This is a genomic window from Micromonospora citrea (assembly GCF_049629545.1).
In the GTDB taxonomy this organism is placed as follows: Bacteria; Actinomycetota; Actinomycetes; order Mycobacteriales; family Micromonosporaceae; genus Micromonospora; species Micromonospora citrea_A.
Genome location: NZ_JBNADX010000018.1, coordinates 25,948 through 50,224 on the forward strand (window position 1 = coordinate 25,948; position 24,277 = coordinate 50,224).

Genomic DNA, 24,277 nt, shown 5'->3' on the forward strand with positions numbered 1-24,277 from the left:
CCCCATCGAGGAGAACCATGACGTCGCCCGGTCCGACGGTCTCCGTCATCGTGCCCAACTACAACCACGCAGACTCCCTGCCGCTCACGCTGCCGGCGCTGCTCGCCCAGACGTACGCCGCGACGGAGATCGTCTTCGTGGACGACCACAGCACCGACGACTCGGTGCGGGTGGCCCGCTCCCTCGGGGTGCCGGTGCTGTCCACCCCGCGCAACAGCGGCCCGTCGGTGGCCCGCAACATCGGCGCGGCCCGCGCCCGGGGCGAGATCCTGCTCTTCGTCGACTCCGACGTGGAGTTGCCGCCCGACACCGTCGACCGCGTGGTGCGGCTGCTGCGCGACGACCCGGCCGCCGGAGCGATCTGCGGCACCCTCGACGACACCCCGCTGGTGCGCGACAGCCTGGTGCAGGAGTGCCGCTGCCTGCAGGCGCACTACTGGCGGATCAGCTCGCTGGGGGACGTCAGCTTCCTGTTCAGCGCGCTGTGCGCGATGCCGGCGCGGGTCTTCGCCGAGCTGGGACCGTTCCACGAGGGACTGCGCCAGACCGAGGAGGTCGAGTACGGCGAGCGGCTCAGCGCCCGCTACCCGATCCGGCTGACCGACGCCATCCACGGCCGGCACCGCGACGACCACCTCCTCTGGCCCCTGCTGCGCAAGGTCTTCCACCGCTGCCGGCTGCGGATGCCGCTGTACGCCCGACGCCGCCGGGCCGCGCAGGGGTTCGAGACCGCCGCCCGGATGTGGGGCAGCGTCACCGCCTTCCTCGCCACCCTGGCCCTGCCCCTGCCGCTGCTGGTCGGGCCGGTCGGCCTGGTGCCGCCGCTGGCCCTCGCCGTGGCCTTCGTGGCCAGCGACGCCGGCATGTACCGGTTCGTGCTGCGGCGGCGGGGCCCCGGCCTGCTGCTCGCCTTCCTCGGGGTGCAGTGGCTGCTCAACCTCGCCATCGCCACCGGCGCGGCGGTCGGCGCCGTCCAGTGGCTGACCTCCCGCTCGTTCCGGGGCCTCTACGACGGCGGGCCGCAGCCACGGCGGGTGCCGGCGTGAGCGGAGCGCACCCCACCCCGGCCACGCCCGGGGTCGTCGGCCCGGCCACGCCCGGCGCTGTCGGCCCGGCCGTGCCCGGCGCTGTCGGTTCGGCCGTGCCCGGCCCTGTCGATTCGGCCGTGCCCGGCCCTGTCGGTTCGGCCGGGCCCGGAATCCCCGACGCGGACGCGTCTGTCGGCCCGGCCCCTTCGGAAGTCGACGACGCGGCCGGCGCTGCCGGCCCGGTGGCGGGCGACCGGGCGACCGCGCCGACGCCCCGGTGGTGCCCGGCCACCCGGCTGCTCGTCGCCGTCGCCCTCGGCTGGCTGCTGCTCACCGCGCTGCACCGGCTGTTCACCGGCCGCTGGTGGTTCTGGCTGCTGCCCGACCTGCTGCCGCCGGTCGCCTACGTCCTGGTGCCGGGGCTGCTGGCGCTGACCGTCCCGGCGGCCCGGCTGCTGCGCCGACCGGTGCCGCCGCGCCCCCGCGCGGTCGTGCTGGTGGCGGTCACCCTCGCGCTCGGGCTCGGCCTGCCGGACGCCGGGCTCAACCGGCACGCCCTCAGCGGCGGCGAGCAGGCGGCGCCGCCCGCCGACGCGGTCCGCGTCCTGGTGTGGAACACCGGGTACTGGGACCAGGACGACGACCCGGAGGCGTTCCTGCGCTTCCTGGTCGACCAGCGGGCCGACGTCTACCTGCTCCAGGAACACCTCTACTGGGACTCCGCCGCGGGGTTGCGCGGGGCGCGTCCGGCGCCGGAGCTGTCCCGGCTGCGGGCCGCGTTCCCCGGGTACGCCGTGGTCGCCCGGGGCGAGCTGCTGACGGTGTCCCGGTACCCGGTGCTCGCCCGTCCGCCGGTCGGCCCGGACGCCGCCCTGCCCGCGGCGGCGGAGGCCGACTTCGACCGGGTGTTCACCGCCGCCAAGGTGCTCCGGACCGACCTGGCCGTCGGCGACCGGGTGCTCTCGGCGTACAACGTGCACCTGCCGGTGCAGCTCAACCTCGCCCCGCGGCGGTTCCTCGGCTTCGTCGCCGAGCGGGACGCCGCCCGCCGCGCCCAGCTGCGGGCGTTGGAGGCGGACGTGGCCGCCAACCCCCATCCGGTGCTCGTCGGCGGCGACTTCAACACCACCCCGGCCATGGGCGACCTGCGGCCGCTGCGGGACCTGCTGCGCGACGCCGCCGACGCCTCCGACGCCGGCTACCCGGCCACCTGGCCGGCCGGCCGGCTGCCCGCGCTCTGGCGGCTGGACTGGACCCTCACCTCGCCGTCGGTCCGGGTGCACCGGTACGACCTGCGCCCACCGGCGGGACTCTCCGACCACCGCGCCCAACAGGCCCTGATCTCCCTGCCGGAGGTGTCGTGAACGCCGCGCCGACCGTCGCCGTCGTCGTCCCCGTCTACAACGCGGCGAAGACCCTGCGCCGCTGCCTGACGTCGGTCCACGCGCAGACCCACCGCCCGGTCGAGGTGATCGTGGTCGACGACGGCAGCGCCGACGACTCCCGCGCCATCGCCGTCGAGTCCGGCTGCCGCCTCGTCGTCCTGCCGGTCAACGGCGGGGTGTCGGCGGCCCGTAACGCCGGGGTGGCCGCCAGCACCGCCGAGGTGGTCTTCTTCGTCGACTCCGACGTCGCCCTCGCGCCCGACGCGATCGCCGCCGCCCTGGCCGAGCTGGCCGCCCACCCGGACTGCGGCTGCGTCTACGGGGTGTACGACCCGGAACCGCTGATCGACGACGGCCCGGTAGAGCGCTACCGGGTGCTGCACCTGCACGCCGCGCTCACCCGGGCCGTCGGACCCGTGGACAGCGCGATCTTCGCCCTCGCGGCGGTGCCCCGCCGGGTCCTGGACGAGCTGGGCGGCTTCGACGAGTCGCTGCGCAGCGCCGAGGACGACGAGTACAGCGAGCGGCTGCTCACCCGGTACGGCATCCGGCTCAGCGACGCCGTACGCGGCTGGCACGACGAGGCGGACCGGCTGCTGCCGCTGCTCGACGAGCAGTACCGCCGCGCCCAGCTGATCCCGTTCTCGCTGCGCAACCGGTACCGCCCGCGAGGGCTCGTGCTCAACCCCACGGCGGGAGTGGCCGCCGCCGGGCTGACCGCGCTCACCCTGCCCGCCGGGTTCCTGCACCCGGGCCTGGCGGCGCTGCCGCTGCTCTGCCTCGCCGGCTTCGTCGCCGCCGACCGGCCGCTGTTCGCCCTGCTCCGCCGTCGGGGCGGCTGGCGGTTGCTCGGCCTCGGCGTCGGCGCGCACCTGCTGGTCAACCTCGCGCTGATCGCCGGCGCGCTGGTCGGGTCCGCCCGCGCCGTGGTGGACCCGTCGTTCGGCCCGTCCCGCCGCTCCACCCGCCCGGCCGTCCGGCCGGTCGAGACGAAAGGTTGGTGAACCCGTGCGCTCCGCGCCGCTGGTCTCCGTGATCGTGCCCAACTACAACTACGCGCCCACGCTGCGGCTCTGCCTGGCCGCCCTCGACGCGCAGACCCACCGGCCACTGGAGGTGATCGTGGTCGACGACGGCAGCACCGACGACTCGGTCGCGGTGGCCGAGTCCTTCGACGTTCGGGTGCTGCGTACGCCGGTCAACAGCGGCCCGTCGGTGGCGCGCAACATCGGCGCGGCGGCCGCGCGTGGCGAGGTGCTCATGTTCGTCGACTCCGACGTGGCGCTCGCCCCCGACGCCGTCGCCACCGCCGTGGCGATCCTCGACCGCGAGCCGGGGGTCGGCGCGGTCTGCGGCAACTACGACACCGTCCCGCTGATCCGGGGCGGGCTGGTCAAGGACTACCGCAACCTCTACCGGCACTGGTGGTTCCGGATCGCCGAGGGCAGCATCACCGGCTTCCTCTCCACCGCGATCCTGGCCGTGCCGGCCCGGGTCTGGGCCGAGGTCGGCCCGTGGAACCCGAAGCTCACCCAGAGCGAGGGCGCCGATGTGGGCCAACGGCTGACCGACCGGTACGAGGTGCGGATGACCTCGACGGTGATCGGCCGGCACGACGACGACGCCACCCTGCGTATCGCCCTGTCCAAGGTGTTCACCCGCACCCGGGTGCACATCCCGTTCTTCCTGGACCGGCGACGGGTGGTCGGGGTGGTCACCTCGGCCGAGTCCGGCACCGGGCTGGCCTCCTGGCTGGCCGCCGCCACCGCGCCGCTGCCGCTGCTCGCCGGCCCGGCGTGGGCCGCGCTGCCCCTGCTGCTGCTGGTGCTCTGGCTGGTCAGCGACGTCCGCATGTACCGCTTCGTCCGGGCCACCCGGGGGCTGCCCTACACGCTCGCGTACGCGGCGCTGCACCTGCTGGTCAGCCTCACCATCGGGGTGGGGGTGGCGGTCGGGCTGGTCCAGTGGCTGGTCTCCCGCCGCTTCCGCCGCCTGTACGAGGAGACGGCGGCCGCCGCGTGAGCGCCGTTGTCGTGCCCCGCCCCGCCGGAGCGCCCCCGACCGCCACGCCGCAGGCGCCGACGGCCCCGACGCGCCGCCGGGTCGGCACCGCCCTGCTGGTCCTGGCCGGGGCCTGGGTGACCTTCGTGGTGGCGCACCGGCTGCTCAGCGGCCGCTGGTGGCGCTGGCTGCTGCCGGAGCTGGTGCCCCCGCCGGCGTACCTGGCCGTGCCGCTGCTACTGCTCCTGCTCGCCCTGGCGGCCGGTCCGGCCCGGCGGCGGGTGGCGCTGCTGGCCGTCGCGGCGCTGCTGCTCGGCGCCGACCTGTCCGGGTTCAACCCCGCCGTGCTGCGCACCCCGCCGCCCGCGCCCGCCGACGCGCTACGGCTGGTCTCCTGGAACACCACCGTCTGGAACCACGACGACGACCCCGACCGGTTCTACGCCCTGCTGACCGCCCGCCGCGCCGACGTCTACCTGTTGCAGGAGTACAAGCCGGCCGACGATCCGGCGGTGCGCGACGCCGACCTGGCCCGGCTGCGCCGGGAGTTCCCCGGCTACCAGCTGGCCGCCCGGGGCGAGCTGGTCACGCTGACCCGGTTCCCGATCGTCGGGGTCACCGCGCTGCCGGCCGACCCGCCACCCGGCTCGGACTGGCGCACCGACTACTGGGAGGTCAAGTCGCTCCGCACCGACCTGCGGATCGGGCCGCGGACCGTGTCGGTCTACAACACCCACATCCTGGTGCCGCTGGACCTGAGCAGCCCGCTGCGCGCCACCTTCCACCGCCGCCGGCACGAGTTCTTCCAACGTCGCCAGGTCCAGTACGACGCGATCGCCGCCGACCTCGACCGCAACCCGCTGCCCGCCGTGGTGGCCGGCGACCTGAACACCAGCCCGGCGATGGCCGACCTGGACCGGCTCACCGACCGGCTGACCGACGCCGGCCGGGCCAGCGGCTCGCCGTACCCGCGGTCCTGGGCGATCCGAGGACAGCGGTGGTGGCGGTTGGACTGGACCTTCGTCTCCTCGGACTGGACGGTGCACCGCTACCGGCTGCGCGACGTGGCGGGCATGTCCGACCACCGGATGCAGGAGAGCACCCTCTCCCTCGGCGGCGCCCGATGACCCGGGCGCGGCTCTGGGCCGCCCTGCGGGTGGTCGGGTACGCGCTCGTGCTGGCCTTCCTCGGCTGGCAGGTCTGGCGGGTACGGCACGGTCTGGGGGAGAGCCTGCGGACGGTCGGCTGGCCGGCGGCGCTGACCGCCGGGGTGCTGGCCGCCGTCGGCGGCGTACCCGGGTTCTTCGGCTGGCGGCTGCTCCTGGCCGGGCTCGGCAGCCGGTTGTCGCTGCGGGACGCGAGCTGGCTCTTCTTCCTCGCAGGCCTGACCCGGTACCTGCCCGGTGGGGTCTGGCCCACGGTGGCGCACGCCGCGATGGCCCGTCCGCTGCGCCAGCCGCCGGCCCGGCTCGCCGCCGCGTTCCTGGTCAGCCAGGGGCTGGCAGCCGTCTCCGGGGTCCTGGTCGGCATCCTGGCGTTGCCCTGGCTGGTCGCGCAGAGCCGGTGGTGGTGGCTGCTGCTGCCGGCCGGCGCCGCCGCGCTGGCGCCGGTGCTGACGCCGCGCCTGCTGACCCGGCTGCTGGGCCTCGCGGCCCGGCTGCTGCGCCGGGGCGGCGGCGAGGGCGCCGGGCCACTGCTGCCGGCCCGCTCGACGCTGCTCGGCGCGACCGCGCTGATGCTGTTCGGCTGGCTGATCAGCGGGCTGCACATCACGGTGCTGGCCGTCGCGCTCGGCGCGGACGCGGGGCGGGCCCTCTGGGTCGGGGTCGGCGGGTTCGCCCTGTCGGTGGTGGCCGGACTGTGCGCCGTGGTCATGCCGACCGGACTGGGGGTGCGCGAGGTCGTCCTCGCGGTCACCCTGGCCACCCTGGTCGGCGGCCCCGACCTGGTCACCCTGGTCGCGCTCAGCCGGGTGCTGCTGACCGTCGGCGACATCGGCTCGACCGGGGCCGTGCTCGGCCTGCTCGGCGTCACTGGCCGCCGCCGCTCCGCGCCCGCCCCGATCCCCGTCGACGAACTCGAAGGAGCCCCTTCATGAGCATCTCCGACACTCCCACCGACCGGCTGCGCGCCCCGCGACGGGTCACCGGCGGCGGCGTACGCGGGTTCATCCGTCGGCTGCGTAGCGCGGTGCGTACGGCCTCCGGGCTGGAGGTGCTGGCCGCGTGGCCGTTCCTCGCCGGACCGTTGGCCCGGCTGGAACGCCGGCCGCTGCTGCACGGCCTGGTGCTCTCCGCGTTCGGGCTGCGCCGACCGATCTTCGTGGACTTCCCGGTCCGGCCCGAGCCGCGCTTCGGCCACGGTCGCCCCGACCACCCGGCCCTCACCGCGCTGCTGGACCGCGGGCGGGACCGGTACGCCGACCGGCTGCGGCGGTTCCTGACCCACGCCGACCGCCTGGCCGCCGTCCCGCTGCGCGACGACCTCGACTCCGGGGCGCCGTACTGGGTCAACGGGTGGCTGCCGCCGTTGGACGCGCTGGCCCTGTACGGCTTCCTCGCCGACGGCGACCCCCGCCGGTACGTCGAGATCGGCTCGGGCAACTCCACCAAGTTCGCCCGGCGCGCGATCCGCGACAACGGGCTGCGGACCCGGATCACCTCGATCGACCCCGCGCCCCGGGCCAGCGTGGACGTGCTCTGCGACGAGGTGGTGCGCGCCCCGCTGGAGCGGACCGACCTCGCGCTCTTCGACGCGCTGGAGCCGGGCGACGTGGTGTTCTTCGACGGATCGCACCGCAGCTTCATGGGCTCGGACGTGACGGTGTTCTTCTTCGAGGTGCTGCCCCGGCTCCGCCCGGGCGTGCTGGTGCAGGTGCACGACATCATGCTGCCGCGCGACTACCCGCCCGAGTGGCGCCATCGGCACTACAACGAGCAGTACCTGCTGGCCGCGTTCCTGCTCGCCGGGGGCGAGCGCTGGCAGGTCGAGCTGCCGAACGCGTTCGTCGCCGGTGACCCGCAACTGCGGGAGGTGGCGGCGCCGCTGTGGCGGCGGCTCGGGCTGACCGACCACCACCTGCCGGCGTCGTTCTGGCTGCGCATCGGAGAGGGGTGAACGCCGGGCAGCGGCGGGCTCGGCACGGGCGCGGGCGTTGCTACTGGCGCGTACGCCGACGGCGACCTACGGTGGCGTAAGCTACGCCACCGTAGGGAGATGTCCATGACCGCGTCGCTGAGCCAGACCGCCCTGCTCCTCGAACTCGAACCCGTGGTCGCGAAGAACCTCGACCGGCACCTGTCCATGGCCAAGGAGTGGTTCCCGCACGAGTACGTGCCGTGGAGCGAAGGGCGTACCTTCGACGGGCCGCTCGGCGGCGAGCCCTGGTCGGAGACGGACTCCACGATCCCCGACGTGGCCCGCACCGCGCTGATCGTCAACCTGCTCACCGAGGACAACCTGCCCTCGTACCACCACGAGATCGCCACCCTGTTCGGTCGGGACGGCGCGTGGGGCACCTGGGTGCACCGGTGGACCGCCGAGGAGGGGCGGCACGGCACCGCCATCCGCGACTACCTGACGGTGACCCGGGCGGTGGACCCGGTGGCCCTGGAGCGGGCCCGGATGACGCACATGTCCGCCGGCTACGAGAACGTGCACGGTGACGAGGTGCTGCACTCGCTGGCGTACGTGTCGTTCCAGGAGTTGGCGACCCGGATCTCGCACCGCAACACCGGGCGGGCCACCGGCGACCCGGCCTGCGAGGCGCTGCTGGCCCGGGTGGCCGCGGACGAGAACCTGCACATGGTCTTCTACCGCAACCTGCTCGGCGCCGCGTTCGAGCTGGCCCCGGGCCAGGCGATGCGGGCCGTGGCGGACGTGCTGGCCGACTTCCAGATGCCCGGCGTCGGGATCGAGGGCTTCGCCCGTAAGTCGGTGGCGATCGCCCTCGCCGGCATCTACGACCTGCGCCAGCACCGTGACGAGGTGGTCATGCCCGTGCTGCGGCAGTGGGACGTCTTCGACGTCACCGGCCTGGACGCCGACGGCGAGGCCGCCCGCGACCAGATCGCCGCGCACCTCGACGGCCTGGAGCGCTCGGCCGCCCGCTTCGAGGAGAAGCGGGCCGCCCGCGAGGCCCGCCTCGCCGCCCGCGCCTGACCCACCCGAACCCCGGCCACCCCCGGACCCACCGGGTGTCCCGGCCCTCAGGTCACCGCGCCCATCGGGCCACCGCGCCCATCGGGCCACCGCGCCCATCCGGGCGCCGGGCCACCGCCGCGCCACCGGTCCCCACCGCGCCATCGGGGCGTCCGGCCCTGCTGGCCCACCTGGCCGCCAGGAATAGCCGCTCTTTCGGGGAAAGAGTGGCTATTCCGCGTCTCATAGCCACTCTTTCCCTGAAAGTGCGTGCTCGCCGGGCGCACGGCGGAGCGATGTCCGCGGTGCGGGGATGCTGCGGTGCCGTCGGGGAGCGCGTTGCCGCCCTGCGCGGTGCGGGTCGTCGTGCGGACCGGTGCGGTGCGGGGGCCGCCATGCTGCACCCTCGCGGTGCGCTGCGCATGGTGCGGGTGCCCGCGTGGTGCGGTACGGAGTGCACGGTGCGGCGTGGTGCGCCCGGTGCGGCGTGGAGCACGCGGTGCGTCGCGGGCGTGGCGCGGTGGGGGAGGGGTGGGGTCAGCCGGGCTGGTCGAGGGGGAAGAGGAGGCAGCTCGACGTGGCATGGGCGATCAGCCGGCCCTGGGCGTCGGTGAGGCGGGCCTCGGCGAGGGCGGTGCGACGGCCGCGTTGCAGCACGGTGCCCTCGCAGCGGAGCATGCCGCTGGCGACGGTGACCGGGCGGAGGAACTTCACGTTCAGGTCGAGCGAGGTGTAGCCGATCCCGGCCGGCAGGGTGGTGTGCACCGCGCAGGCGGCGGCGGTGTCCAGCAGGGTGGAGATCACCCCGCCGTGGACGGTGCCGAGCGGGTTGTAGTGGAACTCCTGGGGGACCAGTTCGACGGCGACGCGACCCTCGTCGGCCTCCATCCGCGCCATGTCGATCAGGTGCATGATCGGCGGCGCGGCCAGCTCGCCGGCGATCATCGCGCGGAGCAGCTCCAGGCCGCCGCGCCGGCCGACGTCCGCCGCGCCGAGGGTCGGGTCGGACCACGAGAAGGTACGGCTGCGCGCCGCGTCCTGCGTCTGAGTCATGGACTCAGCCTGGCAGCGCGTTGCTGAGTCTGTCAATCAGACCTAGCCTGGTCGGTATGAGACCCGCGGCACTGGACTGGTCGGTGGAGAACTGCACCATCGCCCGGGCGATGGCGATCCTCGGCGAGCGGTGGACCCTGGTGGTGCTCCGCGAGGTCTTCAACGGCGTACGCCGCTTCGACGACATGCGGGTGCGCACCGGCATCCCCCGGCAGGTGCTGACCAACCGGCTGGCCACCCTGGTCGAGCAGGGTGTGCTGCACCGCGAGCCGTACCGCGAGCCGGGCAGCCGGGTGCGGCACGAGTACCGGCTCACCGAGAAGGGGCTCGACCTGTGGCCGGTGCTGGTGGCGGTGCTCGGCTGGGGTGACCGCTACCTGGCCGACCCGGAGGGCTCGCCGCTCTCGGTGGGGCATCGCGACTGCGGGGCCGAGGTCCACGTCGAGTTGCGCTGCGCCGAGGGGCACGAGGTGGACCGTCCCCGCGACGTGGTGCCGCGACCCGGCCCCGGGGCGCGGCGCCGGGTCGACCGGTAGCGCGCCGGTCCCGGGTACGGCCGCAGGGCGCGCCCCGGCGCGCGGACGGTGACCGCCCGCGCGCCGGACCCGTCGGTCACCAGCCGAAGCCGTTGGCGTACGAGACGCTGGCCAGCACCGCCTGGCCGCTGGTGTTGGGGTGGAAGTAGTCCCAGGTGGAGACCTGGTTCAGCGCGAACGGGTAGTTGAACACCGCGTTGTCGTCGAAGTCGCAGTTCGGGCCGTACGCGGCGCAGGCCTGGGCGAGCTGGGTGTTGAAGTCGACCACCCGCTGCCGGACCCGGTTGCGCCGGTCGACGTCGGCCTGCTGGGTGGAGGTCGGGTTCGCCAGCATCGACTGGCAGATGCCGAAGAGCGACCAGGCGCTGCGGGCGCTGCCGCTGCCCTTGCCGACGTACCAGAGCCGGTGGATGTCGGGCACGCTGACGACCAGCACCCGCGCGTTGGGCAGGCCGGCCTTGAGCCGGTTGAGCGCGGCGTCGATGTTGGCCCGGAAGGTGCTCACCGGGGTCATCGTCGACTCGGAGCTGGTGCAGGCGTCGTTGGCGCCGATCAGCATCGTGACGTAGTCGACGCCCTGGCTGACCGCGGTGCCCGCCTGGCCGTACATGTCGGCGGACTTGGCGCCGCTGCGCGCGTCGTTGTGGTTGCGTCCGCCGATGTTCGGGTTGACCGCGCGGATGCGCAGGTAGTGACTGTTCACGCTGGAGTGGTCACCGGTGCTGAACGACCGCGAGGTGCAGTCGACGTACCAGCCGCAGGCGTTGAAGCCGCGGGTGATCGAGTCGCCCAGGCTGGCCATCGAGTTCGGTGGCGGGCCGGCGTCGGCGACGGCGGGGGTGGTGGCGAGCAGGACGAGGGCGGTGGCGCCGGCGAGGATGGCCAGCGCGCGTCGGACGAGGGTCATGGTTGGCCTCCGGTTCACGGGTGCCTGCGTGCTGCGGTGGCCAGATGGTATAGACGACTTTCTGTGTCCACAATGTTGCTTCACGGTTACCTGGGGCGGCGGGGTGAATTCGGGCAAAGGGATGCCTTGCGCACGATCTTAAATATGTGAATACTTGCCTCACTCGGCCGGTTTCCCCAGGTCGGCCGGGCTGCCCTCGGGCGCGTTGACGTGACGCCGCCCGTCGCCCCCTTCCGGAGGTTGTTACATGCGACCCACGAGGTCATCGCTCCGCCGCGCCGCAGCCGTCGCCATGGCCGGCACCCTGGTCACCGGCGCGCTGCTCGGCGCACCCGCCCAGGCGGCCCCCGCATCGGCGTCCCCCGACACCGCCGCCAGCCTGGCCGACCGGCTCGGCGACCGCGCCGCCGGGACGTACGCCGACGCCAGCGGCAAGATGGTCGTCACCGTGACCGACGAGGCCGCCGCCCGCCAGGTGCGCGCCGCCGGCGCCACCCCGAAGCTCGTCACCCGGGGCGCTGCCGTGCTGAACGCCGCCACCGCGGAGCTGGAGCGGTCGGCGAAGATCCCGGGCACCGCCTGGTGGACCGACCCGGCGACCAACCAGGTCGTGGTCTCCGTCGACAGCACCGTCACCGGCGCCAAGCTGGAGCGGGTCAAGGCCGCCGCCGCCCGCACCGGCGGCGCGGTCCGGATCGAGGCCGAGGCCGGCACCCTGAGCACCCGCATCTCCGGCGGCCAGGCCATCTACGCCGGCGGCGGCGGGCGCTGCTCGCTGGGCTTCAACGTCCGCAGCAGCAGTGGCGTCAAGTACTTCATCACCGCCGGGCACTGCACCAACATCTCGTCGAGCTGGTACAGCAACTCCGCCCAGACCTCGCTGCTGGGCAGCCGGAGCGGCACCAGCTTCCCGGGCAACGACTACGGCATCGTGCGGTACAGCAACCAGACCACCACGCAGCCGGGCAACGTCTCGCTGTACAACGGCAGCTTCCAGGACATCACCACCGCCGGCAACGCCTACGTCGGCCAGAGCGTCCGGCGCTCCGGCAGCACCACCGGCCTGCGCAGCGGCTCGGTGACCGCCCTCAACGCCACGGTGAACTACGCCGAGGGCTCGGTCTCCGGCCTGATCCGCACCAACGTCTGCGCCGAGCCGGGCGACAGCGGCGGCTCGCTCTTCGCCGGCTCCACCGCCCTGGGCCTCACCTCCGGCGGCAGCGGCAACTGCCGTACCGGCGGCACCACCTACTTCCAGCCGGTCACCGAGGTGCTGAGCCGCTACGGCGTCAGCGTCTACTGACCGTCACACCGCGAGCGGGCCGCCGGGTCACCGGCGGCCCGTTCCGCGTGCCGGGACCGGCCCCGATCGAGCGCCACCGCCACCAGCAGCGGGCAGAGCGCCTGCGCCCCGGCCGCGACCCGCTCGGACAGCCCGACCCGCGGCCCACCCGCGACCAGTTCCAGCACGAACCAGCCGACCAGCGCCAGCAGCAGCGCGGCGCAGACCGTACCCGCGGCGGTGGTGACGCCGGTGGCGCGGCCGGACGTGCGCCGGCCGCCGGCGGCGAGGGCCGGCCACAGCGCGAGCGCGCCGAACGCGACGGCGGCGGCCAGCCCGTGCGGGGTGGACGATCCGCGCCCGGAGGGCAGCGGGAAGGCGGCGACCGCGACGGTGGCGACCCCGCCCAGGGCCAGCACCAGCCGCCCGGCCGGGCGCAGCGGGCGCAGCCCGGCGGCCGTGACACAGTGGCACAGGCCCAGACCGAGCAGCGCGAGCGTCATGATCCAGCGGTCGGCGGCGTCCCGCGCCGCGAGCGCGCTGATCGTCCCGGTCACCTGGTCGAAACCGCCCGGCTGGTGGGCCGCGCCGAGGGTCCAGCCACCGATCAGCAGCACGGGGGCGAGCGCGGCGGAGAGCAGCGCCCAACGGGGTACGACACGCACCCGGCACACCGTACGCGCGGGTGCCCGTCGCGTGGCCGCACCCGGGTCCGCCGGGCGTCCCGCCGGCCCCCGTCGTCCGGGTGGCGTGACCGCCCGGTGCCAGCCGGTCCGGGGCGTCCCTGACAGAATGCGGGGATCAGACGTGGACCGCAGATGAGGAGACGCAAGTCGTGATCCGTACCCATGACGCCGGCAGCCTGCGCGCGACGGACGCCGGCACCACGGTGACGCTCGCCGGGTGGGTGGCCCGCCGGCGCGACCACGGCGGTGTCATCTTCGTCGACCTGCGCGACGGCTCCGGCGTGGTCCAGGTGGTGTTCCGCGAGGAGGACGCGCACGCGCTGCGCAACGAGTTCTGCGTCAAGGTGACCGGTGAGGTGACCCGCCGTCCCGAGGGCAACGACAACCCCGAGCTGCCCACCGGCGAGATCGAGGTGACCGCCAGCGAGCTGGAGGTGCTCTCCGAGGCCGCGCCGCTGCCGCTGCCGGTGGACGACCAGGTCGAGGCCGGCGACGACATCCGGCTCAAGTACCGCTACCTCGACCTGCGCCGCGGCGGCCCGGCGAAGGCGATGCGGCTGCGGTCGCGGGCCAACCAGCTCGCCCGGGGCGTGCTGCACGAGCGGGACTTCCTGGAGATCGAGACCCCGACGCTGACCCGTTCCACCCCGGAGGGCGCCCGCGACTTCCTGGTCCCGGTCCGGCTCCAGCCCGGCAGCTGGTACGCCCTGCCGCAGTCGCCGCAGCTGTTCAAGCAGCTGCTCATGGTCGGCGGCATGGAGCGGTACTACCAGATCGCCCGCTGCTACCGCGACGAGGACTTCCGCGCCGACCGGCAGCCGGAGTTCACCCAGCTCGACATCGAGATGTCCTTCGTCACCGAGGACGACGTGATCGACCTCGGCGAGGCGATCGTCTCGGCACTCTGGAAGGACCTGGCCGGGTACGAGATCTCCCGGCCGATCCCGCGGATCACCTGGCACGACGCGATGGCCCGGTACGGCTCCGACAAGCCGGACCTGCGCTACGGCGTCGAGCTGACCGAGCTGACCGACTACCTGCGCGGCACCGAGTTCCGGGTCTTCGCCGGCGCGATCGACGCCGGCGGGTACGTCGGCGCGGTGGTCATGCCCGGCGGCGCGGCGCAGACCCGCAAGGAGCTGGACGGCTGGCAGGACTGGGCCAAGGCGCGCGGCGCGAAGGGCCTGGCGTACGTGGTGCTCGACGCCGAGACCGGCGAGGCGCGCGGCCCGGTGGCGAAGAACCTCTCCGCCGAGCACCTGGGCGGGCTCGCCGACGCGGTCGGCGCCAAGCCGGGCGACGCGGTCTTCTTCGCCGCCGGCACGAACACCCGCGAGGCGCAGGAGTTGCTGGGCGCGGCCCGGATCGAGATCGCCAAGCGGGCCGGCCTGATCGACGAGAGCGCCTGGGCGTTCTGCTGGGTGGTCGACGCGCCGATGTTCGAGCGCACCGACGAAGGTGGCTGGACGGCCGTGCACCACCCGTTCACCTCCCCGAACGCCGAGTGGGTGGACCGGTTCGAGGAGGCCCCGGACCGGGCGCTGGCCTACGCGTACGACATCGTCTGCAACGGCAACGAGATCGGCGGCGGTTCCATCCGTATCCACCGTGGCGACGTGCAGCAGCGGGTCTTCGACCTGCTGGGCATCACCCCCGAGGAGGCCCAGGACAAGTTCGGCTTCCTGCTGGAGGCGTTCAAGTACGGCGCCCCGCCGCACGGCGGCATCGCCTTCGGCTGGGACCGGGTCTGCATGCTGCTGGCCGGCGCGGACTCGATCCGCGAGGTGATCGCGTTCCCGAAGACCCGGGGCGGCTTCGACCCGCTGACCGGCGCGCCGACGCCGATCACCGCCCAGCAGCGCACCGAGGCCGGCATCGACGCCAAGCCGAAGGCCCCGACCGGGGCGCACGCCGGCACCGCCGGCCCGGCCGCCCCGGTGGCCGACCCGGTCTGACCCGCCCGGGCGCCCGCCGCCCACCCCGTCCATCACGAGGTCTGCGTCATGATTCGCCCGTCGGCGTGACGCGGACCTCGTGATCGTTCTCGGGGTGGGACGGAGGGTGGCGGGATGACGGTGCTCGTGGTGGGAGCCAGTGGGTTCCTGGGCGGTGAGGTGTGCCGGCGGGCGGTCGCGGCCGGCTGGTCGGTGGTGGGGACGTGGCACGCCGACCCGGTGTCGCTGCCCGGCGTGGCGCTGCACCGGCTCGACGTCACCGACCGCGAGGCGGTGCGCCGGCTCGTCGCCGCCGTACGCCCGGACGTCGTGGTCGGCACGCCGTACCGGGTCGACGACTGGCGGGTCACCGCCGACGGGGCCGCGCACGTGGCGGTCGCGGCCGTCGGGGTCGGGGCGCGGCTGGTGCACCTGTCCAGCGACGCCCTGCACGCCGGGCGGCCCACGCCCTACCGCGACGACGAGCCGCCCACTCCGGTGTACTTCTACGGGGCGGCGAAGGCGGCGGCGGAGACCGCCGTCCGGGCCGTCGACCCGGGCGCCGTGCTGGTGCGGACCTCGCTGATCGTGGGGGAGGGGAGCAAGCAGATCCAGCTGTGCCGGGACGCGCTGGCCGGTCGGGCCACCCTCTTCACCGACGAGTTCCGCTGCCCGGTCGACGTGACCGACCTGGCCGACGCCGTCCTCGAACTGGCCGCCTCGCCCTACGCCGGCCCGCTCAACGTGGCCGGCCCGGACGCGGTCAGCCGTGCCGAGCTGGGGCTGCTGGTGGCCCGCCGGTTCGGGCTGGACCCGGCCGGGCTGAAGACCTCCACCGTCGCCGCGACCGGCCTGGTCCGCCCCGCCGACGTGCGCCTGGACTCGTCGCGCGCGGCCGGTCTGCTCCGGACCCGGTTGCGCGGCGTACGCGAAATCCTCGCTCCCTGAGGCGGTCGTCCTCCGATGCACACTTTCTGTGCACGACTCTTGTGCACAGAAAGTGTGCACAGATATTGTGTATCCATGGAGAATCGTCCGGCGGCACGCAGGCCGCCCCGCGAGGTGCGGATCGACCACCGGCAGGTGCGGGTGCTGGCGCACCCGCTGCGGATGCGGCTGCTCGGCGCGCTGCGGGTCAACGGCCCGGCCACCGCCACCAGGTTGGCCGACCTGCTGCACACCAACACCGGCGCCACCAGCTACCACCTGCGCCAGCTCGCCGAGGTCGGGCTGGTCACCGAGGCGCCGGAGTTGGCGAGCGGGCGACAGCGCTGGTGGCGGGCCGCGCACGACGTCACCAACTGGGAGCCCACCGACTTCGACGACGACCCGGACGCCCGGGCCGCGATCGAGTGGATCCAGGGCGACCAGGTGCGGCTGCTGGTCGAGCACGCCGAGCGGTGGTTCGCCGTGCAACACGACTGGTCGCCCGCCTGGCGGGACGCCCTCGGCATGGGCGACATCTTCATGACCATCCCGCCCGACCGGCTGGAGGCGCTCAAGGCCGAGCTGTGGCGGGTCCTCCAGCGGTACCACGACGAGGCCGGCCCCGACGACGCCGACGCCGAGCCGGTCCAGATCTTCCTGGCCGCCTACCCCCTGCTGGAGGGGCGATGAGTGCCCTGTCCGTACGGCAGGTCCGGCGGCGCTTCCTGCTGCTGCACGGTCTGCGCTGGCTGCCCAGCGGCCTGATGATCCCCGTGATGATCCTGGTGATGCAGGAGCGCGGCCTGTCGCTGTCGGAGATCGGGCTGGTCTCCGTCGCCCAGGGGCTGGTGGTGCTGGCGCTGGAGTTGCCCACCGGCGGGCTCGCCGACGCGCTGGGGCGCCGGCCGGTGCTGCTGACGGCCTGGAGCCTCGGCCTCGCCTCCCTGGTCCTCTTCGCCGTCGCCGACTCGTTCGCCCTCTTCTTCGTGGTCTGGGCGTTGCAGGGGGTCTTCCGGGCGCTGGACAGCGGCCCGCTGGAGTCCTGGTACGTCGATGCCACCCTCGCCGCCGACCCGGACGCCCGCTACGAGCCCGGCCTCGGACACGCGGGCACCGTCATCGGCGTGGCCATCAGCGCGGGCGCGCTGCTCAGCGGCGGCCTGGTCGCCCTCGGGCCGATCGGTCCGGTGAGCGCCCTGACCGTGCCCGTGCTGGTCGCCGTCGCGCTCCAGGCGCTGGCCCTGGTCGCGCTGCTGACCCTGCTGGTGGAGAGCCGCCCGGCGCAGGGCCTCGGCGCGCTGCGGGCATCGATCGTCGAGGCGCCCCGGATGGTCGGCCAGGCGGTCGGGCTGCTGCGCCGGTCGAGGGTGCTGCTCGCCCTGGTCGCCGTGGAGCTGTTCTGGGGCTTCGGCATGGTGACCTTCGAGTCGCTGCTGCCGGTCCGACTCGCCGAGGTGGTCGGTGACACCGACCGGGCGGCGGCGCTGCTCGGACCGGCCAACTCGGCGGCCTGGCTGGCCGGGGCGGCGGGTGCCGCGCTCACCCCGCTGCTGCTGCGCTGGCCCGGAGGTGCGGCGAGCGCCGCGCTGCTGCGCGTCGTGCAGGGCGCGACCGTGGTCGGCATGGGACTGTTCGCCGGGCCGGTCGGGGTGCTGGTCGCCTACCTCGCCTGCTACGCCGTGCACGGCGCGTCGAACCCGCTGCACATGGGCCTGCTGCACCGGCAGGTCGACGGGCCGTACCGGACCAGCGTGATCTCGCTGAACGCGATGATGGCGCAGCCCGGGTTCGCTCTCGGCGCGGTGCTGCTCACCGCGATCGCCGACACCAACGGCGTCAGCACGGCGATGCTGGTCGGCGCGGTGGTGCTGGCCGTGGCCGCCCCGCTCTACCTGCCGGCGTGGCGGGCCGGGCGCCGCGCCGGCAGCCCGGAGCCGGTGGGGCCCGACGAGGCGGACGGGGCGGGCGGCCCGCAGCCGGCGGCCGGGACGGACGGTCCCCGTGCGTCGGTGACCGCGACCGGGTGACCGGGCCGCCGCCCCCTTCCGCGTCGCTCAGCCGAGCCGCACCGAACTGCGGGCGAGCGCGCCGGTGAAGCCGAGCCGCCGGTAGAGCCGGATCGCGCCCACGTTGACGGTGTAGACGCCGAGCGCCACGTGGTCGTACCGGGTGGCGAGGGCGCGGGTCATCCCGGCGGTCAGGGCCGCCCCGAGCCCCCGGCCGCGTCGGTCCGGGGCCACGGTCAGGCCGGCGAGGAACCCGATGTCGCCCCGGCTGCGGTCGGCGCCGCAGGCGACGATCCGGTCACCGTCGCGGATGCCGTACCAGTCGGCGACCCCCGGATCGCCGGGTCGCGAGGTGGTGCTCGGGAACGCCTCGTCGATCAGCGCCGCCAGCGCCGGGTGGTCGGCGGCGGTGAGGCGTACCACCCGCTCCTCGTCGGCCTGCCGCGGCGGCGGGGTGTCGGTCCAGAGGAAGTCCCACTCGTCGAGGCGGGCGACGGTGAACCGTCCCGCCAGCGTCTGCGGGTCGGTCCGGGGCAGCTGCACCCACTGCCCGGGGTGCAGGGCGCCCTCGGCGACCAGCACGGCGAAGAGGTCCACCGCCGCGGCGGAGGCGCCGATGGCTCCGCCCGCCGGGCCGGTCCCGGACGGGAGCAGCCACGCCACCAGGTCGTCCCGCCGCCAGCCGTGTGGTCGGGTGCCGGGGCGGATCACGTGCCGGGCGAACGGGTGGTGGCCGGCGGCGGCGAGCAGCGCGGCCCGACCCACCAGCTCCTGATCGGCGATGATCATGGAAACAGCCTAGAGCGCGCCCGCCCGACCTGCCCGGTCCAGGGTGGAGATTGACGGGTCGACCGATTGGGTACATCCCGGTCGACCTACTGGGAACCCCCACCGGAGGACACTGACATGTTCGCCATCCTCGCGGCCATCGTGTTCGGCTTCGCGCTCCTGATCGACCTGCTGAACACCAACTTCGGCGCACCCGACCTGTTCAACTGGAACACCCTCGTACTGATCGGTCTGCTGCTGCTGTCGCTCTACCTCGCCGGGGTCGGCAGCGGCCCGCGCGGTGGTGGCGGCGGCCGCTGGTACCGGGGCCGGCGGCCGGGCCGCGGCTGACCGCAAGCGATCAGGGCGGGCGCGGTCAGCGGCGCGACTCCGGCGTTGCTGACCGCGCCCGGTACTGTCTTCGTGATGGAATCCGACGCCCTCTTCTCCCTCGGTGGACCCGCCGCGGCGCCCAGCGCCCCCGCGGGTCCGGGTGGCGTCGACGGCTTCAGCACGGTCGGGGAGGATTCGCCCCTGCCCGTCCGGATGCGTCCGGCGAGCATCGACGAACTGGTCGGCCAGGAACACCTGCTCGCCCCCGGCGCGCCGCTGCGCCAACTGGTCGGCGGCGGCGCCGGAATGTCGGTCATCCTCTGGGGCCCGCCGGGCAGCGGCAAGACCACCATCGCGCACCTGGTGGCCGGGGCCACCGACCGCCGGTTCGTCGCCATGTCGGCCCTCAACGCCGGCGTCAAGGATGTCCGGGCCGTCATCGACACGGCCCGCCGGCAGCGCCGCGCGGGCGGCCCGCAGACCGTGCTCTTCATCGACGAGGTGCACCGGTTCAGCAAGACCCAGCAGGACTCGCTGCTGGCCGCGGTGGAGGACCGGACGGTCACGCTGCTCGCGGCGACCACCGAGAACCCGTACTTCTCGGTCATCTCTCCGCTGCTGTCGCGGTGCGTGCTGCTCACCCTCCAACCGCTCGACGACGCGGCCGTGCGCGGCCTGCTGCGCCGCGCGGTCGCCGACGAGCGCGGCCTCGCCGGCGCGCTCACCCTGGAAACCGAGGCGGAGGAGCATCTGGTACGCCTCGCCGGCGGCGACGTGCGCAAGGCGCTGACCGCGCTGGAGGCCGCGGCGGCCTCGGCGACGGCGCTGGGCACCGGGCGGATCGACCTGGCCACCGCGGAGCAGGCGGTCGACGTGGCCGCCGTGCGCTACGACCGCGACGGCGACGCCCACTACGACGTGACCAGCGCGTTCATCAAGAGCATGCGCGGCTCGGACGTGGACGCCGCGCTGCACTGGCTGGCCCGGATGCTGGTGGCCGGGGAGGACGCCCGGTTCATCGCCCGCCGGCTGGTGATCTTCGCCAGCGAGGACGTCGGCATGGCCGACCCGACCGCGCTGGGCGTGGCCACCGCCGCCGCCCACGCCGTCGAGTACGTCGGCCTGCCGGAGGCCCAGCTCAACCTGGCCCAGGCGGTGATCCACCTGGCCACCGCCCCGAAGTCCAACTCGGCCACCAGCGCGATCGGCGCGGCGATCGCCGACGTGCGGGCCGGCCGGGGCGGCCCGGTGCCGCGCGGGCTGCGCGACGCGCACTACGCCGGCGCGCGCGGCCTGGGGCACGGCACGGGGTACCGCTACCCGCACGACGACCAGCGCGGGGTGGTCACCCAGCAGTACGCTCCCGACGATCTCGTCGGGACCGACTACTACCGGCCCAGCGGGCACGGCGTGGAGCGGTCGGTGGCCGCCCGCCTGCCCCTGCTGCGCCGGATCGTCCGAGGGCTGCCCGCCCCGGCGTCGCGTCCCGAGGGACCGGCGCCGGTGGCGGTGAACGGCCGTCACCCGTCGGGCACGGGGCACGCCGGTGGGGCGGATGAGGGCGGCGTGCACGCCGCCGAGGAGGGTCAGCAGTGACATCGCGTGGTGGGGAGCGACCGCAGGACGGTCCCGACGAGCGGCGCGACCCTCGCGCCAAGGGACGGCGCTGGGGCCGGGGCCGAGCCGAGGAGGCTCCCGAGGAGCCGGCCGGCGAGGAGTTCGGCTGGATCGACGACCTGCGTACCGCCAAGCAGCAGCGCACCGAACTGGGGCCGGACGGCGAGTCGCCCCGCCCGGTCCCGCCGCCGCCCGCCGGCCGTGGTCCGACGCCCGCCGGTCCGCGTCCGGAGGCTGCGCCGCCCGTGCTGCGTCCGGGTCAGGGGGGTCCGCGTCCGGAGGCTGCGCCGCCTGGTGTGCGTCCGGGTCAGTCGGGTCCCCGTCCCGATGCTGCACGGCCCGTGCTGCGTCCGGGTCAGTCGGGTCCCCGTCCCGATGCTGCACGGCCGGTACTGCGTCCGGGTCAGTCGGGTCCCCGTCCCGAGGCTCCGCCGCCCGGTGTGCGTCCGGGTCAGGCGGGTCCGCGCGCCGAGGTCCCCGGCGCCGTGCGCCCGGGAGCGGCCCGCCCGGACGGCCCGCCCGTCCGGCCCGGCCCCGCCGGTGGCCCCGGCCCCGAGATGCCCCGTCAGGCCCGGCCGGACGCGCCCGGACGGCCCGCCGGCCCGCAGGCGTCCCCACCCGTGCGCGAGGGCTGGCCGGCCGCACCGGAGCAGCGTCCCCGGCCCGGCGAGGGCCCGTGGCCGGGCACGGCCGCGGCCGTGCGCCCCGGTCATCGTGGCCCCGACCGTCCGCAGGGCGGCCCCCGCCCCGACGGGCCGGCCGCTCCCGTCTCCGGCCCCGGGGCGGCCCGCGTCACGCAGCCCGGACCCGGCGTCAGGCCCGGCTGGGACGGCCCCTCGCAGGGCCAGCCCGGCCGGCCGGGACGCCGTCCCGCGCCCGCCGGTCGGGAGAGCGGACCCGGTCCCGCCGAGGGTGCCGAGCCCCGGCGCGGCGGCCCCGCCGCCCCCGCCGAGCCGGCGTACCCGAACCCGGTCAGCGGTGCTCCGCGGCCGGTCAGTGGTGTCCCGCGCCCCGGCCCCGCCGCACCTCCCGTGGGCGGGCCGCGTCCCGACCAGGCGGTCCCCGAGGCGCGTACCGCATCCGGCCGGCGTGGCACGGCCGCGCCGGCGCCTGCCGACACCGCCGGCGGCCGCACCGGCGGTCCCGCCGCCCCGGGCCGTCCCGCCGGCCGCCGCCGCGCCGCCGAACCGGACCAGCCCGTGGTGCCGGTCAGCGGCAACGCCCCACCGGTTCCGCCGGCCGGGCCCGGCGTCGTCCGTCCCGGCCCCACCGGTCCCGACCCGCAGGCACGGCACGGCCAGCGCGCCGACGGCGACCAGCCGGGCGGGCCCCGCCGGGCCACCCCGCCCGGCGGCAAGGCCCGCCCCGACCGGCCGGACCGGCCGGCGGACTGGCTCCGTCAGGCCGGCCGCACCTCGCACACCGACCCCGCGCTCCCGGTCGTCGACCGGTCCGCGCCCTCCGGGCCCACCGTCCCGCCGGGCCCGGACGCGACGGGCCGACGTACCGGCCCCGCTCCGGCCGGTCGGGCCCGCCCCGGCGGCCCGCCGCCCGCCCCGCCGCGTGAGGCCCCGCCCGGCCCGGCCCGCGCGGCGGCCCGCCCGGTTCCTCCGGCACCCGCCCCGGACACCGGCCGCGCCGCGCGCCCCGACGGCGGCGGTCCGCGCCCCGACGCCCCCCGGCCGCCGCACGGCGCCCGGGCCGACGGACCCGACGCCGGCCCCCGGCCGGGGACCCCGGCTCCGAGCGGTCAGGTCCCCGGCGCTCGCGCCGGTGTCGCCGCCCCGCCGGGCGCGCGTCCCGGCGGTCCCACCCCGACCCAGGCCGGTCGGCCGGCCGGACCCGGCCGCCGCCCCGGCGCTGCCGAGCCGACGCCCGAGCAGGGACCCGGCCGCCGCCCCGGTGGCCCGGCGCAGGGCCCCGCCGCGCGACCCGGCGGTCCCGCCCCGGTCCCGGGCGGGCGACCCGGCGAGCCCGGCACGACCGCTGTCCCGCGCCCCGGCGCGACCGCCCGCGGCGCGGCCCGCCCGGAGGGACCGGCCACGGGGGCGGCCCGTCCACCCGCGCCGGCCGAGGCCCCGCGTCGGGACGGCCCGCCACCGCAGTCCGGACCGCGTCCCGGCGGGCCCGGACAGCCGGTTGCCGCCCGGGCCGCCGCGCCGATCGCCCGCCCCGACGAGCACCCCGGCCGGGCCACGCCGCCGCAGCGGCAGCCGGACCGACCGGACGCCACCGGGGCCGCGTCCGTCCCACCGCCGTCCCGGCCGGAGCAGCCGGTGGTCGCGGCCCGGGCGGCTGCCTCGGTGCCACCGGCCGGAGCCGGGCCGGTGGAGCCGGTGAGCGGCCCGCCGCTGCGCCGGGCCGCCGACGAGGAGCAGCCCGGCGAGACCACGTCCGGCGGACTGCGCGGCGCCCGCTCCGAACTGCGCCGCCAGATGCGTGAGCGGCGTCGCCTGCGGCTCGGCGTCCTGATCCTGGTCAGCGTGGTGCTGCTCGGCGCGCTCCCGCTCTACTTCGGCATCCGTACGCTCAGCCGCGACCCGGTCTTCGACACCCTCGACGCGCTGGACGTGCCGAGCTGGGCGGCGGTGGAGACGGTCGACAACGTCAGCGGCAGCCGGTGGTGCCTGCAGGACTGCCGGCTGCGGGAACGCACCGTCGAGTCGGAGCGGGCGCCCGAGGAGACCGCCCGGGTCTACGAGACGGCCCTGCGCGAGGACGGCTGGGAGCCCTGGAAGGTGAGCCCCTGCCCGGAGCAACCGGCCAAGGGCAGCTACACCTGCTGGCGGCGCGACGAACTCACCCTCGACCTGTGGGTCCGCGAGCCGACCTGCGTGCCGCCGCCGGTCGACGGGGAGCCGGCGGTCCCGCCGTCCCCGGCGGCGTCGGCCGCGCCGGGGGAGTGCGCCGGATCGTTGGTGTCGGTGAAGGTGCGCAACGCGATCGACGACGAGCGGACCCGGCCGCAGCCGAGCACGGATCCGTCGCTGACCGGCGAGGACCCGTTCCCGACCGTCTCCGACGACCCGCTCGGCGAACTGACACCCTCACCGTCCTGAGCCGGTTTCCATCACGGACGGTAGGGTCTGGGGCTGGCGGGCCCGCCCGCGCCCGTTCGACCGTGGGTGGGTCGGCGGGTGCCGGTGTGGGCAGGTGGGTCGCGCGTTTTGGGGCAGAGGGTCCCGGGACGCCTGCGTGAGGAGGACATGCGCGTGGATGGTGGACAGATCGCTGCGCTGATCGCGGCCGGCGCGTTCCTGATGCTGGTGCTCGTGCTGGCGGTGCCGATCCTGCGGCTGCGGCACACCGTGGATGCCACGACTCGGATGATCAACGACCTCAACGAGCAGACCACGCCGCTGCTGGGCGACGTCAACACCACCGTGAAGAACGTGAACACCGCCCTGGAGCAGGTGCAGACCTCGCTGGACGGGGTGAACCTCCAGCTCGCCAAGGTCGACACGATGACCACCCACGCGCAGAACGTCACCGCCAACGTGGCGAACCTCGCCACCGTCGTCTCCGCCGCCGCGGCCAACCCGCTGGTCAAGGTCGCCGCCTTCGGGTACGGCGTGCGTCGAGCCGCCTCGGCCCGCCGGCACGCCGAGACCGAGCGCGAGGTGCGCGACACCATCAAGCAGCAGCGTCGCGCCGCCAAGCGCGGCAACCGCTGA

At 75.5% G+C, this 24,277-nt stretch carries 22 protein-coding genes; 18 read left to right on the plus strand and 4 right to left on the minus strand.

The window, feature by feature from the left end:
- Window positions 1-17: 17 nt before the first annotated feature.
- The 8 genes from ACPFP2_RS19570 to ACPFP2_RS19605 all read left to right on the plus strand — a co-directional run bounded on the left by ACPFP2_RS19570 (window position 18) and on the right by ACPFP2_RS19605 (window position 8,575).
- Window positions 18-1,046, plus strand: coding sequence for a glycosyltransferase family 2 protein (locus ACPFP2_RS19570; RefSeq protein ID WP_424090615.1), 1,029 nt, complete (start codon window positions 18-20; stop codon window positions 1,044-1,046).
- Between the two features lie 224 nt (window positions 1,047-1,270).
- Window positions 1,271-2,392, plus strand: coding sequence for an endonuclease/exonuclease/phosphatase family protein (locus tag ACPFP2_RS19575; protein ID WP_424090616.1), 1,122 nt, complete (start codon window positions 1,271-1,273; stop codon window positions 2,390-2,392).
- On the plus strand, window positions 2,389-3,417 hold the full coding sequence (locus ACPFP2_RS19580; RefSeq protein WP_424090617.1) for a glycosyltransferase family 2 protein: 1,029 nt from the start codon (window positions 2,389-2,391) through the stop codon (window positions 3,415-3,417). The genes ACPFP2_RS19575 and ACPFP2_RS19580 overlap by 4 nt, the downstream gene beginning before the upstream one ends.
- A gap of 4 nt (window positions 3,418-3,421) precedes the next feature.
- Window positions 3,422-4,435 (plus strand): glycosyltransferase family 2 protein, encoded by a 1,014-nt coding sequence (locus tag ACPFP2_RS19585; protein WP_424090618.1) that lies wholly within the window; start codon window positions 3,422-3,424, stop codon window positions 4,433-4,435.
- A complete protein-coding gene (locus ACPFP2_RS19590; protein WP_424090619.1) occupies window positions 4,432-5,541 on the plus strand; it encodes an endonuclease/exonuclease/phosphatase family protein in 1,110 nt (369 codons plus the stop codon). The genes ACPFP2_RS19585 and ACPFP2_RS19590 overlap by 4 nt, the downstream gene beginning before the upstream one ends.
- Window positions 5,538-6,512 carry a hypothetical protein gene (locus tag ACPFP2_RS19595; protein ID WP_424090620.1) on the plus strand — a complete coding sequence of 325 codons (975 nt, stop codon included), beginning with the start codon at window positions 5,538-5,540 and terminating at the stop codon, window positions 6,510-6,512. The genes ACPFP2_RS19590 and ACPFP2_RS19595 overlap by 4 nt, the downstream gene beginning before the upstream one ends.
- Complete coding sequence (locus ACPFP2_RS19600; protein WP_424090621.1) at window positions 6,509-7,531, plus strand: class I SAM-dependent methyltransferase; 1,023 nt, start codon at window positions 6,509-6,511, stop codon at window positions 7,529-7,531. Before ACPFP2_RS19595 ends, ACPFP2_RS19600 begins: the two co-directional genes overlap by 4 nt.
- Window positions 7,532-7,636: 105 nt before the next feature.
- Window positions 7,637-8,575, plus strand: a complete 939-nt coding sequence (locus ACPFP2_RS19605) for an acyl-ACP desaturase (protein ID WP_424090622.1) — start codon at window positions 7,637-7,639, stop codon at window positions 8,573-8,575.
- Window positions 8,576-9,091: 516 nt separating this feature from the next.
- Here the strand turns inward: ACPFP2_RS19605 and ACPFP2_RS19610 are convergent.
- Window positions 9,092-9,607 carry a PaaI family thioesterase gene (locus tag ACPFP2_RS19610; RefSeq protein WP_424090623.1) on the minus strand — a complete coding sequence of 172 codons (516 nt, stop codon included), beginning with the start codon at window positions 9,605-9,607 and terminating at the stop codon, window positions 9,092-9,094.
- A gap of 56 nt (window positions 9,608-9,663) precedes the next feature.
- Between ACPFP2_RS19610 and ACPFP2_RS19615 the strand changes: the two genes are divergently transcribed.
- Window positions 9,664-10,143 carry a winged helix-turn-helix transcriptional regulator gene (locus tag ACPFP2_RS19615; protein ID WP_424090624.1) on the plus strand — a complete coding sequence of 160 codons (480 nt, stop codon included), beginning with the start codon at window positions 9,664-9,666 and terminating at the stop codon, window positions 10,141-10,143.
- A gap of 76 nt (window positions 10,144-10,219) precedes the next feature.
- Here ACPFP2_RS19615 and ACPFP2_RS19620 read toward each other — a convergent pair whose 3' ends face one another.
- Window positions 10,220-11,050 carry a GDSL-type esterase/lipase family protein gene (locus tag ACPFP2_RS19620; protein ID WP_424090625.1) on the minus strand — a complete coding sequence of 277 codons (831 nt, stop codon included), beginning with the start codon at window positions 11,048-11,050 and terminating at the stop codon, window positions 10,220-10,222.
- Window positions 11,051-11,297: 247 nt separating this feature from the next.
- Between ACPFP2_RS19620 and ACPFP2_RS19625 the strand changes: the two genes are divergently transcribed.
- Window positions 11,298-12,353, plus strand: a complete 1,056-nt coding sequence (locus ACPFP2_RS19625) for a S1 family peptidase (protein WP_424090626.1) — start codon at window positions 11,298-11,300, stop codon at window positions 12,351-12,353.
- Here ACPFP2_RS19625 and ACPFP2_RS19630 read toward each other — a convergent pair.
- Complete coding sequence (locus ACPFP2_RS19630) at window positions 12,347-12,997, minus strand: DUF998 domain-containing protein (protein WP_424090627.1); 651 nt, start codon at window positions 12,995-12,997, stop codon at window positions 12,347-12,349. The two genes, ACPFP2_RS19625 and ACPFP2_RS19630, sit on opposite strands and share 7 nt — an antisense overlap.
- Window positions 12,998-13,167: 170 nt before the next feature.
- On the opposite strand from ACPFP2_RS19630, the gene aspS reads away from it, so the two are divergent.
- The 4 genes from aspS to ACPFP2_RS19650 all read left to right on the plus strand — a co-directional run bounded on the left by aspS (window position 13,168) and on the right by ACPFP2_RS19650 (window position 17,906).
- Window positions 13,168-14,973, plus strand: a complete 1,806-nt coding sequence (gene aspS, locus ACPFP2_RS19635; protein WP_424090628.1) for an aspartate--tRNA ligase — start codon at window positions 13,168-13,170, stop codon at window positions 14,971-14,973.
- Between the two features lie 114 nt (window positions 14,974-15,087).
- Complete coding sequence (locus ACPFP2_RS19640) at window positions 15,088-15,900, plus strand: SDR family oxidoreductase (protein WP_424090629.1); 813 nt, start codon at window positions 15,088-15,090, stop codon at window positions 15,898-15,900.
- Window positions 15,901-15,975: 75 nt separating this feature from the next.
- On the plus strand, window positions 15,976-16,569 hold the full coding sequence (locus ACPFP2_RS19645) for a helix-turn-helix domain-containing protein (protein WP_424090630.1): 594 nt from the start codon (window positions 15,976-15,978) through the stop codon (window positions 16,567-16,569).
- The gene (locus tag ACPFP2_RS19650) at window positions 16,566-17,906 is read left to right on the plus strand and encodes an MFS transporter (protein WP_424090631.1); all 1,341 of its coding nucleotides are present in this window, start codon (window positions 16,566-16,568) and stop codon (window positions 17,904-17,906) included. Before ACPFP2_RS19645 ends, ACPFP2_RS19650 begins: the two co-directional genes overlap by 4 nt.
- Before the next feature lie 27 nt (window positions 17,907-17,933).
- Here the strand turns inward: ACPFP2_RS19650 and ACPFP2_RS19655 are convergent, their stop codons facing one another.
- Entirely contained in the window at window positions 17,934-18,674 is a 741-nt protein-coding gene (locus tag ACPFP2_RS19655; RefSeq protein WP_424090632.1) for a GNAT family N-acetyltransferase, read from the minus strand.
- Between the two features lie 117 nt (window positions 18,675-18,791).
- Here ACPFP2_RS19655 and ACPFP2_RS19660 point away from each other — a divergent pair, with 117 nt between their 5' ends.
- From ACPFP2_RS19660 to ACPFP2_RS19675, 4 genes are all read left to right on the plus strand, one after another.
- Complete coding sequence (locus ACPFP2_RS19660; protein ID WP_088978454.1) at window positions 18,792-19,004, plus strand: hypothetical protein; 213 nt, start codon at window positions 18,792-18,794, stop codon at window positions 19,002-19,004.
- A gap of 75 nt (window positions 19,005-19,079) precedes the next feature.
- Window positions 19,080-20,582, plus strand: a complete 1,503-nt coding sequence (locus tag ACPFP2_RS19665; RefSeq protein WP_424090633.1) for a replication-associated recombination protein A — start codon at window positions 19,080-19,082, stop codon at window positions 20,580-20,582.
- 2,456 nt (window positions 20,583-23,038) lie between these two features.
- Window positions 23,039-23,662, plus strand: a complete 624-nt coding sequence (locus tag ACPFP2_RS19670; protein ID WP_424090708.1) for a hypothetical protein — start codon at window positions 23,039-23,041, stop codon at window positions 23,660-23,662.
- Window positions 23,663-23,815: 153 nt separating this feature from the next.
- Window positions 23,816-24,277 (plus strand): DUF948 domain-containing protein, encoded by a 462-nt coding sequence (locus ACPFP2_RS19675; RefSeq protein ID WP_424090634.1) that lies wholly within the window; start codon window positions 23,816-23,818, stop codon window positions 24,275-24,277.

Bases quoted from the DNA above. Each gene is read 5' to 3' on its own strand.
- ACPFP2_RS19570 (WP_424090615.1), top strand. From the start codon at position 18: ATGACGTCGCCCGGTCCGACGGTCTCCGTCATCGTGCCCAACTACAAC.
- ACPFP2_RS19595 (WP_424090620.1), top strand. From the start codon at position 5,538: ATGACCCGGGCGCGGCTCTGGGCCGCCCTGCGGGTGGTCGGGTACGCG.
- ACPFP2_RS19600 (WP_424090621.1), top strand. From the start codon at position 6,509: ATGAGCATCTCCGACACTCCCACCGACCGGCTGCGCGCCCCGCGACGG.
- ACPFP2_RS19605 (WP_424090622.1), top strand. From the start codon at position 7,637: ATGACCGCGTCGCTGAGCCAGACCGCCCTGCTCCTCGAACTCGAACCC.
- ACPFP2_RS19610 (WP_424090623.1), bottom strand. From the start codon at position 9,607: ATGACTCAGACGCAGGACGCGGCGCGCAGCCGTACCTTCTCGTGGTCC.
- ACPFP2_RS19615 (WP_424090624.1), top strand. From the start codon at position 9,664: ATGAGACCCGCGGCACTGGACTGGTCGGTGGAGAACTGCACCATCGCC.
- ACPFP2_RS19620 (WP_424090625.1), bottom strand. From the start codon at position 11,050: ATGACCCTCGTCCGACGCGCGCTGGCCATCCTCGCCGGCGCCACCGCC.
- ACPFP2_RS19625 (WP_424090626.1), top strand. From the start codon at position 11,298: ATGCGACCCACGAGGTCATCGCTCCGCCGCGCCGCAGCCGTCGCCATG.
- ACPFP2_RS19640 (WP_424090629.1), top strand. From the start codon at position 15,088: ATGACGGTGCTCGTGGTGGGAGCCAGTGGGTTCCTGGGCGGTGAGGTG.
- ACPFP2_RS19645 (WP_424090630.1), top strand. From the start codon at position 15,976: ATGGAGAATCGTCCGGCGGCACGCAGGCCGCCCCGCGAGGTGCGGATC.
- ACPFP2_RS19650 (WP_424090631.1), top strand. From the start codon at position 16,566: ATGAGTGCCCTGTCCGTACGGCAGGTCCGGCGGCGCTTCCTGCTGCTG.
- ACPFP2_RS19655 (WP_424090632.1), bottom strand. From the start codon at position 18,674: ATGATCATCGCCGATCAGGAGCTGGTGGGTCGGGCCGCGCTGCTCGCC.
- ACPFP2_RS19660 (WP_088978454.1), top strand. From the start codon at position 18,792: ATGTTCGCCATCCTCGCGGCCATCGTGTTCGGCTTCGCGCTCCTGATC.
- ACPFP2_RS19665 (WP_424090633.1), top strand. From the start codon at position 19,080: ATGGAATCCGACGCCCTCTTCTCCCTCGGTGGACCCGCCGCGGCGCCC.
- ACPFP2_RS19670 (WP_424090708.1), top strand. From the start codon at position 23,039: ATGCGTGAGCGGCGTCGCCTGCGGCTCGGCGTCCTGATCCTGGTCAGC.